Genomic DNA, 11,402 nt, shown 5'->3' on the forward strand with positions numbered 1-11,402 from the left:
TCGTGATGTGCGAAGAAGAGAGCAGGTAGACCGGGTGCGAAGCAACTACAGCGACCTGAGTCGTGAGGACCTCGCGGTCCTGGTTCCCGAGCTGCTCCTCATGGGGCAGATGATCGACCGGTCCGGGATGGCGTGGTGCATCGCGGAGTTCGGCCGCGACGAGATGCTCCAGATCGCCATCGAGGAGTGGGCGGCAGCCAGCCCGATCTACACCCGCCGGATGCAGCACGCCCTCGGCTACGCGCCTGCGGTCGCCGGCCAGGGTGACGTGGTGACGATCTTCAAGGGACTCCAGCTCGACATCGGCGCTCCCCCGCAGTTCATGGACTTCCGCTACACCGTCCACGACCCGCAGCACGGCGAGTTCCAGCTCGACCACTGCGGCGCGCTGATGGACGTGGAGCCGATGGGGTCCGACTACGTCAAGGGCATGTGCCACGACATCGAGGACCCGACGTTCGACGCGACCGCGATCGCCTCGAACCCGCGCGCTCAGGTGCGGCCGATCCACCGCCCGCCGCGGGTTCCGGCCGACCGGAGCCCGCACTGCGCGTGGACCGTGATCATCGACGATTCCTACCCCGAGGCCCAGGGAATCCCCGCGCTCGCCGTCAACGAGCGGTCGCGGGCCGCGACGCTCGACCTGGACCCGATCGACCCGACCGACGACGGCGCCGCGGACTACACGGGGCCGCTGGTGAGCGACCTCGACTTCGCCGCGTTCTCGCACTCGGCGCTGGTGCGGATCGCCGACGAGGTGTGCCTCCAGATGCACCTGCTGGACCGGGCGTTCCGCCTCGCGCTCGAGACGCGCTGCGCGAGCGAGGAGCAGCTGCTCCGGATCCGCCGCCAGCAGCTGACCGGAGTCGCCGGCGTCGGCGCGATGCGGATCGCGCGCGCCCTGGGGATCAGCCGGGACGAGGATGGAGCGCGGCGCCTCCTGGCGTTGCACCCGCTGCTCAACCCCGCTGCCTACGTCGGCCCGGGCCACGCGCGCGAGGACGGCGCCTGGATCACCCTGGTCGACGCCGAGTGGACCGACGCGCTGTCCGCGATCGTGCAGGCGCTCGACCCGCACCTCGACGTCGAGATCGCCGACGGCGACGCACGGACGGCCGTCGTCGTACGACGCGCGGCGCCGGCTCCCGAGCTCAAGGAGGTCGCTGTGACCCGGTTCAGCACCGGCACCGACTTCGCGTTCGAGACACGGCTGTCGCTGCCGATCACCCCTGTCTGAGGGTCGCGACGCCGGCCAGCTCCGCGAGGCGGGCGATGCCCGCCGGTGCGTGCGCAGCGAGCCGGTCCCGGGCATCGTCCAGGGCGGCCGAGCCGGGGTGGCCGGGTGCGACCCGCGCCGGGTTGAGCGCGACCCGGCTCGCCCACTCCTGGATGTCAGGTTCCGCGGAGAAGGACTGAGCGGCGCGGGCGCCGAGCACCGTCATCCGGGCCCAGTCCTCGGTCGAGTTGCCGTACGGCGTGGGCGGGCAGAGCCGGTTCTTCTCGGCATCCTCGTCGCGGGTCGCCTCGACGTAGCCGACCAGGGCCGCTCCGAAGCAGGGGAATCCGGAGCGGATCGCCTGGAGCGTGATCTCTTCGGGGCGCCAGACGGGCACGAGCGGTGGGTACTTCAGGCCGTCCGCGGCGCAGTGCACCACGACGGTGTCCTGGGCAACGGCCACGGACGCGCCGTCGAACGCGAGCCGACCGCGTTCGACCGACCGGAGGTGACCGTGCCGGACCACGTTCTCCAGCGTTCGCAGTCGTTCGAGCTCCCAGGTGGCCAGGGTGGGCGCCTTGGCCATGGTCGGGACGACCGAGCGGTCGATACGCAGCATGATGCCGGCGTCCTCGAGGCCGAGGAACAGCCCGTCGAGGGAGGCCGCCCGCTCCGCCACGTGCATCGTGTCCGCGACCATGCCGAGGAAGATCGCCGGATCCGGCTGGACCACGGCGCGGTTCATCATCCAGGGGTCCCTCGGACGGACCCAGCAGATGGCGTCCGCGTCGACCCCTCGGGCGAGCAGCCAGATGCAGGCGTCCGTCGCCGTCTTGCCGGAGCCGACGACGACGTACTGCCGGGGTGCGTGATCGAGCCGCACGAGAGAGTTGACCGGGATCACCCGCGCCTCGCCGTCGACCGCGAAGGGCGGCGGCTTCTCGGCCGGGATGCTCGGCGCCAGGTAGTGAGCGTCCACGACCCGGCAGCGCTCAGGCACCTCCCACCGTCGACCGGAGACCCGGGACACCACGGTGCGATCGCCGAGGTACTCGGTCGCCGGGTGGAACTCGACCCGCCCCGACTCGACCAGCCGGTCGAGCGCCCGCGCGTAGTACTCGCAGATGGCTGCCTGCGACGCACGCTCCTGGAGGCCCTCCTCCGGGCCGCGCTGCTGCAGCTGACCGCCGCCGAGCAGGGTGGACGGCACGCCGTAGAACGCCGAGGCCTGGTGCAGCTGGACGAACGGGTAGGCCTCGAGCCAGTGCCCGCCGACGCTGTGGCGGCGATCGACGACAGCGACCCGGACGTCGGCGTGGTCGGTCAGGGCGTCCGTGAACGCCATGCCCATCGCGCCCGCCCCAACTACCAGGTAGTCGGCGTCCATCGTGCGCGCGGTCACGTCCCCACGGTGCCACTCCGACGCCCGACGCGCGGCAGAACCGGGAGGCTGCCGCGGACTACCCGCCGAAGGCGTGCGTGGAGGTCACTCCGCCGTCGACGGCGATCTCGGCGCCGTTGATGTAGGACGACTCGTCGCTGGCCAGGAAGACGTAGACCGGGGCGATGTCCTCCGGGTGGCCCACCCGGCGCAACGGCACCCGCGAGGCCCCGAACTCCATCGCCGCGTCGCCACCGTGGACCCGGGTCATCGGGGTGTCGATCATGCCGGGATGCACCGAGTTGACCCGAACCCCCTTGGGGCCGAGCTCCATCGCAGCGCACTTGGTCATGCCCCGGATCGCCCACTTCGTGGCGGCGTAGGCCGTGCACGACGGCATGCCCGCGAGACCCTCGACCGACGAGGCGTTGATGATCGAGCCGCCGCCGTTCTTGCGCATCGTGCGGGACACCGCCTGCATGCCGAGGAAGACACCGGCCTGGTTGACGTTGACCAGCAGCTGGAACTCCTCCAGCGACATCTCCTCGATGCGCCCGAACCGCAGCAGCCCGGCGTTGTTGGCCAGCACGTTGACCGGCCCGAACCGCTCGTTGGTGTCCTCGACCAGCGAGGCCCAGGAGGCCGGGTCGCTCACGTCGTGGTGGGCGAAGTGTGCGTTCCCACCCAGCTCGTCAGCGAGGGCCTGCCCCTGCTCCTTCGCGATGTCGGCGATGACGACCTTCGCGCCCTCGGCGACGTAGGCACGGGCGATGGCCGCACCCTGACCCATCGCGCCGCCGGTGACGATCGCGACCTTGTTGTCCAGACGTCCCATGGTTCCTGTGTTCTTCCTGCTCAGACCGAGAGCTGCATGATCGAGTCTGCGGCGAAGCCGACCGCGGGGTCGCGGTCGGCGAAGAAGCCGCCGAGCTGCTTGTCGAGGTCGTCCGGCGTCCAGAGGTCGCCGGACGCGTCGAAGCGCTGCTCGACGACCGGCGCCGCCACGAGGGCGACCATGCCGCCGTACACGACGAAGACCTGACCGGTGACACGCTCGGCGGCCGGCGACGCCAGGTAGGCGACGAGCGGCGCGACGTGGTCGGCCGAGTAGGGGTCGACCGCCTGGCCCGAGGTGTCCTCGCCGAAGACGTCGGCCGTCATCGCGGTGCGGGCGCGCGGGCAGATCGCGTTGGCGCGGACCCCGATCCGCGACAGGCCGCGGGCCGTGGACAGCGTGAGCGCCGCGATGCCCGCCTTGGCGGCCGCGTAATTGGGCTGACCCGGCGAGCCGCCGAGGAACGCCTCCGACGCCGTGTTGATGACGCTGCCGTAGACCGGAGCGCCGGACTCCTTCGACTTCGTCCGCCAGTACGACGCAGCGTTGCGGCTCAGCAGGAAGTGGCCGCGCAGGTGCACGGCGATCACCGCGTCCCACTCCTCGTCGGCCATGTTGAAGAGCATCCGGTCGCGGGTCATGCCCGCGTTGTTGACGACGATGTCGAGGCTGCCGAAGCCGTCCACGGCGGCTGCGACCATCGCGTCGGCCGTCTCCCGCCGGCTCACGTCGCCGGCGACCACGACCGCCTCGCCGCCGCGGCCGCGGATCTCCTCCGCGGCTTCCTCCCCGGCTCCGGGGAGGTCGTTGATGACGACCCGCGCGCCGGCGTCGGCCAGCGCCAGCGCCTCGGCGCGACCGAGGCCCGCTCCGGCACCCGTGACGATCGCGACCTTGCCGTCCAGGCTCGTGCTCACTCCCCGTCCTCCACCAGCGTGATCGCGGCGCGCGGGCAGGCAGCGGCGGCCTGACGGACCCGCTGCTCGTTCTCCGCCGTGACGTCGTCGGTGTTGAGCTGCAGGAAGTCGTCGTCGTCCAGCTCGAACACGTCCGGCGCGAGCGCCTCGCACATCGCGTTGGACTCGCAGAGGTCGAAGTCGACCTTGATCTTCATTTCTTGTCTCCTCACACCATCTTGCGGTGGTCCCAGGTGGCGACGTGATCGGGGTGGATGATCACGGCCACACGCTTCTGCGCCTGCTTCTCGACGGTCTCGCGCCCGAAGTCGCCGAGCGCCTCGAAGGACTCGGCAGCGAGCATCCGCGTCGCCACCTCCGAGCCGATCGAGAAGATCGCGTCGTAGTCCCGGACGATCTCGGCCCGGCCCTGGATCGACACGCCCCGCAGCTCGAAGTAGTCGACCCCGTCCTCGACGAGGGCGCTGACCCGCGGGTCGCGCTCGAGGTTGATGATCTTCTGGCTGCGGCCGTAGGTCCAGAACGCGATCTTGCCGTCACGGACGATGTAGAACAGCGTCGTCAGGTGCGGAACGCCGTCGGGACCGTTGCTGGCGACCTGCACCTTGAGGTTCTCGCCGAGCAGCTCGGCCACCTCGGCGTCGGTGAGCTTGACCGCGTCGCGTCCACTGGCTCGTTTCGCCATCGTCAGGATCCTTCCGAGGAGTGGCCGGGGAAGACGTGCGCGGTCGGGTCGATGACGACGGCGGCGTTGTTGACGGCCGTGGCCGCCTCGCCGAAGCCGACCGCGATCAGCCGCACCTTGCCCGGGTAGTCGGTGATGTCCCCGGCCGCGAAGACGCGATCGATGTTGGTTCGCATCGAGCTGTCGACCACCAGGTGGCGCTTGTGGGTCTCCAGCCCCCACTGCTGCAACGGGCCCAGGTCCGCGATGAACCCGAGCGCGGCGACGACCGCCTGCGCCTTGCGAGTCATGAGCTCTCCGTCGACGGTGAGGTCGATCTCGGCGAGGTCCCCGTCGCTGCCGCCGTCGGCGTCGCGCAGCGCGCTGACCTCGGCCTTGGTGATGATCTCGACCGACGAGGCGCGCACCTCCTCCACGGTGCGGGCGTGCGCCCGGAAGGCGTCGCGGCGGTGGACGAGCGCCACCGAGCGGGCGATCGGCTCGAGGTGGAGCGCCCAGTCGAAGGCGCTGTCGCCGCCGCCGACGATGACCACGTCCTTGCCGGCGTAGGGCTCGAAGCTCGGCACGAAGAACTCCATGCCGCGGCCGAGCCAGCCGTCCCCGGCCGGCAGGGGACGCGGGCTGAACTTGCCGATGCCCGCGGTGATGATCATGACCTTCGCCCGGACCGACGAGCCGTCGTCGAGGCCCAGGGTGATGCCGTCGGCGTCCTGCTCGAGGGTGGTGGCGGTGCGCTCCAGGAGGTACGTCGGCTCGGAGACCGCTGCCTGGGCGACCAGGCCGGCGACCAGGTCGCGGCCCTTCACCGTCGGGAAGCCGGCGACGTCGAGGATCGCCTTCTCCGGGTACATCGCCGTGATCTGTCCGCCGAGCTCCGGCAGCGAGTCGACGACGGCGACGCTCAGCCCCCGGAACCCCGCGTAGTAGGCAGCGAACAGCCCTGTCGGGCCTGCGCCCACGATGACCAGGTCATGCTCCACGGAAGAAACTGTAACGTGTTCTACTTCTTCGTGGGGCATGTCCCACCCTCCGTTTTCCTATTTGGTGTCGACCCCGTCGACCAGCCAGCCTGCGTCGGTGTGGACCATCGTCATCAGCGCCCGGTAGGGCGTGTAGGTCGAGGTGCCGTTCTCGCCCTCGCCACGGAAGACGTACTGGTTGAGGAAGATGAGCGCCTCGAGCTCGGTCTCGTTGGCCCGGACGACGCTCTGGGCGACCACCCGTACCTGCACCTCGGTCTTCTTGCGGACGAACTCCGCCTCGACGTCGTCGGTGGTGGTGCGGAACTCCTCGCCGAAGTCCTCGGTCATCAGCGCGACCGCGTCCTCGACGCCCTGGTCGTAGGTCTTCCAGTTGCGCGCGAACATCACCTGGGCGGCCGCGGCGGCGGCTTCGACGCCGCCCTGGACGGAGACCTGGTTGAGGACGACCGGGCGGCCCGACGGGACGGCGATCGGGCCGTCCTCGTCGCGGCTCGCAGCAGGCGCCGCCGAGACGGCCTCGTCCCGCACCGCGTTCCAGGCGAACCAACCGCACTGGAGGGCGAGCAGCACCACCAGGACACCGACCACGGCGAGCAGCGTCGAGGTCCGGCCGGTGGAGCCCTGGTCGCTGTCGGCGGCAGGCTCCGTGGCTGCAGGACTCGTGGCGGCAGGCTTCGCGAGCGAGGGCTTGCGAGCCGCCGGCGGGGCTGGGGCGGCGGGCTTCCCCGGTGCCCCGGCAGGCGCGTCAGCGGCAGGCGCATCGGCAGGGACGGTCGCATCGACAGCGGTCTCGTCGCGACCGGCGATCTTGCGGGGCCGGGGCGTCGAGGTACGCGACGGACGGCGCGGGATCTGGCGGCTCATCTTCTGGTCACCTGACGTACTGGAGGTCGCGGGTCAACCACTGGCCGTCGACGAGGGCGACCTCGAGCTGCAGCCGGTAGGTGCGGGCGACCGGTTCGAAGTCGGTCTCCTTGTTGGCGACGGTGCCGTTGGTCGCGATGATCACGGTCGCACTGTCGTCGTCCCCCGCCACCAGCCCGGCCCACTCGACCTCGCCGGTCTGGGTGGCCTGGGCACGACGGACCAGCTTGACGAGGTCCGCGGCCGCCTTGGTGTACTGGTTGAGGAACGGACCGGTCGCGAGGGCCTTGACCGCCTCGATGTTGGCCCCGATCTCCTCGTGGTCGAGGTTGAGGAACGCGTTGGCCATCTTGGTGGCCGCCTCGATCTGGTCGGCGGCGCGGACCTGGTCGGCCTGGGGTGCGGTCTCCATGGCGGAGATGACGCCGGGACCGACGTCCTCTCCGGCCCGGGTGCTGCCCTCGGTCTCACGATCGATCGTCAGCACCGCCGCGAGCCGGTCGAAGAACCCGTCGGTGTCGACGGCGTCCGCTCGCTTGCCGTAGCTGTCGTCCATCAGCCAGGCGAGCCCGCCCACCGCCAGCGCGCACACGACGACAGCGGTCACGAGGACCTGGTTGAGACGAGACCTGCTGCGAGCTTCTCCCTCCCCGGCCGAGCCAGGTGTCAACGGGTCACCGGACCCACGAGCAGCCACTTCCACGCATCCCCTCCCAGGACGGACAGGTTCCCCGGCTGCCGGAACAGCATCTGCCGGTCCTGGCTGTCACGCAGCCCGGGGACCAGCCCGGTGGCCGGGTCGTAGGCGCCACTGTAGACGCGCGGCGGGGAGGCGTTGCCGCGGGCTCGCGCTGCCGGCGTGTACTTCGGGCCGCGCATGACGTAGGGCGCCGGGGAGTTGCACTTGGCGCGGAAGTACGGAGCGTCGGTGCGGTCCTGGGGATCGCGCCACTGGCTCGGGGGCAGGAAGCCGTCGGTGCACGGCGGCACCGAGTAGTCGAACTGCAGATTGATGTGGCCGAAGCCGTCGGCCGTGCTCCCGGTGGGACCACCGGCGATGAGGGTCGGGTAGGTGACCAGGAGCTGCTCGAGGCCGGCCAGGTTCGCCAGGACGATCTGGTCCACGGTCACGAGGTCGCCGAGCAGCACCGGCAGGGTGGGCTCGAGCTCCTCGAGGAGCTTCTGCAGCTCACGCGCCGCTCCGGGCGTCGCCGAGAGCACCGTACGGAGGTCCTTGTCGCTCCCCCGCAGCACCGCGGTGACGGTGGCGAGGTCGCGGGCGAACGAGCGGATGTTCTCGCGCTGTCCCTGCTGGGTCCGCAGCACCGTCAGGCCGTCGCGGAGCAGCGCCACGGTCTCGTCGGTGTGGGCGGCGGCCTCGTCGATGAAGATCGAGCCGTTGTCGAGCAGCGCCTGGAGGTCGCGACCGGTGTCCCCGAAGAGCAGGCCGAGCTCCTCGACCAGCACCCGCAGGCTCTCCTTGTCGACGGAGCCGACGAAGTCGTCGAGGTCGACCAGCAGGTCGGCCTCGTCGACCGGCAGGGACGACTCGTCGCCCTCGAAGACGGTGCCGTCCTTGGCGTACGGCCCGTCCTCGTCCTCGGGCTGGAAGTCGAGGTACTGCTCACCGACCGCCGAGAGGTTGTGGACGTGGATCGAGGCGTCCGTGGGGAGCTCGACCTCCTCCTCGATGTGCATCTCGATGTCGACGCCCTCGGTCGTCGGCGTCATCTTGGTGACCTTGCCGATCTTGTAGCCGCGGTAGGTCACCTCGCTGCCCTCGAAGAGTCCACCCGAACCGGGGAGCTTGGCGGTGATCGTGTGACCACTGCCGGTGATCCTGTCCACCAGGCCGAGATAGGTGGCGGTGATGTAGGTGATGCCGACCGCGCTGAGGACGACGAACGCCGCCAGCCGGATCCGGACGCCGCGAGACATCATGTCGTCACCCCCAGCAGGTCGGACGGTTCGTCGGACGTCGGGATGTCGGCGCCACGCACCAGCTCCTCGGAGAGCCCGGTGACCCCACCGGTGAGGCCGCCGCGCACCCCGTCTGCCGCACCCCGCGGCAGCAGGTTGCCGAGGTCGAGGTCGGGCAGCGAGTTGAGCAACGTGCACACCGGGCTGCCGGCGAGGACGTCGTCGTTGCGGCACTGCCGCTGAAGGTCCGCGAGCAGGTTGGCGTTCTGGAGGACCCGGGCGCACGCGGCGCTGGTCAGGCTCCCGCTGCGCAGGCAGCGGGCGACCGCGTCGAGCACCTGACCGGGGTCCGGCAGCTCGATGTTGGGGATGCCGATCCCGCGCAGCAGGTTCTCCAGGTTGAGGTCCAGCGTCATCGTCGTGTCGGCGTAGTCGCCCTCGACGATGTCGTTGGCCGCCTTCGGGAACGGGAAGCTGATGAGGAGGTTGAGACCGGGGCCGAGCGTGTGGCCGGCCCGGTGCAGGCCGTCGAGCACCGGGAAGAGGTGCTCGAGCATCTTGAGCACGTCCTCCTTGCTCGCGTTGATGACCCTCGTCCCGACCCGACCCAGCTCCTCGAGCGCGCTGAGCATGTCGATGAGCTCGTCGTGCTGGTCGGCCAGCACGTCGATGGCCGGCCCGACGGCGTCGAGCGCGTCGCTGATGACGTCCTTCTCGGCGTTCAGCGTCGCGGTCAGGTTGTTCATCGACTCCAGCGCGTTGATGATGTCGACCTTCTGGTCGTCGAGCGTCCCGACGACGTCCTCGAGGGAGCCGAGCAGCGCCTTGAGACGGTCCTCACGACCCGACATCACCAGGTTGGCCTCGCGGGTGATGGTGCCGAGCTGGGCGACCCCGCCGCCGCTGAGCAGGAACGAGAGCGCACCGAGCACCTCCTCGACCTCGGGGTTGCGGCCGGTGGCGGCGAGCTCGATGGTGTCGCCGTCGCCCAGCCGGCCGGTCGGCTCCTGCTCGGTCGGCTCCTCGAGCGACACGTACTTCTCCCCCAGCAGCGAGACCTGCTGGATGTCGGCGATCGTGTTGTCGGGGAGCACGACGTCCTTGCGGATCCGGAGCGTCACCTCGGCGTGCCAGCCGGAGCGCTCGACCTCGGTCACCTCGCCGACCACGACGTCGTCGACCATGACCGGCGACCGCGGGACCACGTTGAGCACGTCGTCGAACTGCGCGGTGACCTCGTAGGCGTCATCGGCGTCGACGGGCGACCCCGGGAGCGGCAGGTCGTAGGCGCCGTCGAAGTCGCAGCCCGTGAGAAGGCTCGCGCCGACCGCCGAGGCCAGCAACCAGTGGAAGGGCTTCGTCATCCTCACGACGCACCTCCGAGCATGCTGGTCAGGGACGGGTCGGTCGCGGGCACGTAGGTCATGTCCGGGACGGCCGGCACGTTGACGGCCCCGTTCTTGGAGACCGCGGGCTTCGGGACGTACTGCTCGTACTCCGGCGGCAGCGGTGGCAGGTTGTCGACGATCGGGCTGATCAGCTGGGCGATCAGGTCGCACGCGGCGTCCTTGAGCGCGCGCGGCACGCCCGGTGCCTGCTGGAGGATGCCGCAGATGAAGCCGTCGGCGGTCCAGATGTTGCCGGCGATGCCGACCCGGGAGTTCTGCGAGCCGGTGCGGTGGTCGAAGCCGAGGTGCAGGGAGTCCATCGCGGTGGGCGCGATCTCGAGGGCCTTGCGGAGGTTGTCCTTCTCCGCCGAGATCGCCGACATCACCGAGCTGAGCTGGCGGATCGACTTGGCGAGCCCGTCGCGGTTGTCCCTCACGAACCCTTCGACCGTGCCGACCGCGCTCGCGACCGCGGCCACGGCCTGCTGCAGCTCGTCGCTCTCCTCGGCCAGCACCTGTGACACGCCGGCGAGGTCCTGCATGAACGCCCGAACGAGGGCGTCGTTGTCGGCGAGGGTCTCGGTGAACGACGCCAGGTTGGTGACGGTCTCGAACAGCGGCCCGGCACTGTCACCGAACGTCTCGGCAGCCAGCGCGAGCTCGCGGATCATCTCGTTGCCGGCGGCACCCTGGCCCTCGAGCGCGTTCTGGCCGGCCTGGAGCAGGTTGTTGAGCGTGCCGTCCTTGTTGACCCCGTTGGGTCCCAGCGCCACGGTGAGGTCGCGCAGGCTGCTGTAGATCCGGTCGAGCTCCACCGGGACGCCGGTGTCGGGGAGCTCGATGGTCGCGCCGTCCGCGAGGGAGGGGCCGGACTCATAGACGGGGGTGAGCTGGATGAACCGGTCGGCGACCAGGGTCGGTGTCACGATCACGGCCTGCGCGTCCGCGGGGACGTCGTAGGTCGCGTCGTACTCCATCTCGACGCGGACCGCGTTGCCGGACGGGGTCACCGCGGTGACCTCGCCGACGTTGACGCCGAGGATGCGGACGTCGGTGCCCTTGAACACGCTCACGGCCCGCGGGAACATCGCCGTCACCGTCTTGGTCTCGCGGTCGGAGACGGCCACGTTGAGCACGGCGCCGAGGCCGATGAGCAGCACGACCAGGAGGATGATCCTCCGGTCGATGCGCTCCCAGATCTTCTTCGCCATCA

Annotated in this window: 12 protein-coding genes; 1 reads left to right on the forward strand and 11 read right to left on the reverse strand. The window is 70.4% G+C overall.

Annotated elements, in window-relative coordinates:
• Positions 1-34 precede the first annotated feature (34 nt).
• The gene (locus tag H0487_RS06170) at positions 35-1,237 is read left to right on the forward strand and encodes a hypothetical protein (RefSeq protein WP_183093350.1); all 1,203 of its coding nucleotides are present in this window, start codon (positions 35-37) and stop codon (positions 1,235-1,237) included.
• On the opposite strand, the gene H0487_RS06175 is transcribed toward H0487_RS06170, so the two are convergent.
• From H0487_RS06175 to H0487_RS06225, 11 genes are read right to left on the reverse strand one after another with little or no spacing between them, the layout of a single operon-like run.
• The gene (locus H0487_RS06175; RefSeq protein WP_312855841.1) at positions 1,224-2,618 is read right to left on the reverse strand and encodes an NAD(P)-binding protein; all 1,395 of its coding nucleotides are present in this window, start codon (positions 2,616-2,618) and stop codon (positions 1,224-1,226) included. The genes H0487_RS06170 and H0487_RS06175 overlap by 14 nt on opposite strands.
• Before the next feature lie 58 nt (positions 2,619-2,676).
• Positions 2,677-3,432 (reverse strand): SDR family NAD(P)-dependent oxidoreductase, encoded by a 756-nt coding sequence (locus tag H0487_RS06180; RefSeq protein ID WP_183093351.1) that lies wholly within the window; start codon positions 3,430-3,432, stop codon positions 2,677-2,679.
• 20 nt (positions 3,433-3,452) lie between these two features.
• Complete coding sequence (locus H0487_RS06185; protein ID WP_183093352.1) at positions 3,453-4,349, reverse strand: 3-oxoacyl-ACP reductase; 897 nt, start codon at positions 4,347-4,349, stop codon at positions 3,453-3,455.
• Positions 4,346-4,546 (reverse strand): ferredoxin, encoded by a 201-nt coding sequence (locus tag H0487_RS06190; RefSeq protein ID WP_183093353.1) that lies wholly within the window; start codon positions 4,544-4,546, stop codon positions 4,346-4,348. The genes H0487_RS06185 and H0487_RS06190 overlap by 4 nt, the downstream gene beginning before the upstream one ends.
• Positions 4,547-4,557: 11 nt before the next feature.
• Complete coding sequence (locus H0487_RS06195) at positions 4,558-5,034, reverse strand: pyridoxamine 5'-phosphate oxidase family protein (protein ID WP_183093354.1); 477 nt, start codon at positions 5,032-5,034, stop codon at positions 4,558-4,560.
• A 2-nt stretch (positions 5,035-5,036) separates the two neighbouring features.
• Positions 5,037-6,014: an NAD(P)/FAD-dependent oxidoreductase gene (locus H0487_RS06200; protein WP_312855842.1), complete on the reverse strand. Its 978-nt coding sequence runs from the start codon at positions 6,012-6,014 to the stop codon at positions 5,037-5,039.
• A 57-nt stretch (positions 6,015-6,071) separates the two neighbouring features.
• The gene (locus H0487_RS06205) at positions 6,072-6,881 is read right to left on the reverse strand and encodes a hypothetical protein (RefSeq protein ID WP_183093356.1); all 810 of its coding nucleotides are present in this window, start codon (positions 6,879-6,881) and stop codon (positions 6,072-6,074) included.
• A gap of 7 nt (positions 6,882-6,888) precedes the next feature.
• Entirely contained in the window at positions 6,889-7,488 is a 600-nt protein-coding gene (locus H0487_RS06210; protein WP_183093357.1) for an Rv1363c family protein, read from the reverse strand.
• A 59-nt stretch (positions 7,489-7,547) separates the two neighbouring features.
• Complete coding sequence (locus H0487_RS06215; protein WP_183093358.1) at positions 7,548-8,822, reverse strand: MlaD family protein; 1,275 nt, start codon at positions 8,820-8,822, stop codon at positions 7,548-7,550.
• The gene (locus tag H0487_RS06220) at positions 8,819-10,165 is read right to left on the reverse strand and encodes an MCE family protein (RefSeq protein WP_183093359.1); all 1,347 of its coding nucleotides are present in this window, start codon (positions 10,163-10,165) and stop codon (positions 8,819-8,821) included. The genes H0487_RS06215 and H0487_RS06220 overlap by 4 nt, the downstream gene beginning before the upstream one ends.
• A gap of 2 nt (positions 10,166-10,167) precedes the next feature.
• Positions 10,168-11,400: an MCE family protein gene (locus tag H0487_RS06225; RefSeq protein ID WP_183093360.1), complete on the reverse strand. Its 1,233-nt coding sequence runs from the start codon at positions 11,398-11,400 to the stop codon at positions 10,168-10,170.
• Between the last annotated feature and the right edge of the window lie 2 nt (positions 11,401-11,402).

This window comes from Nocardioides stalactiti, from assembly GCF_014180715.1.
Lineage (GTDB): Bacteria > Actinomycetota > Actinomycetes > Propionibacteriales > Nocardioidaceae > Nocardioides > Nocardioides stalactiti.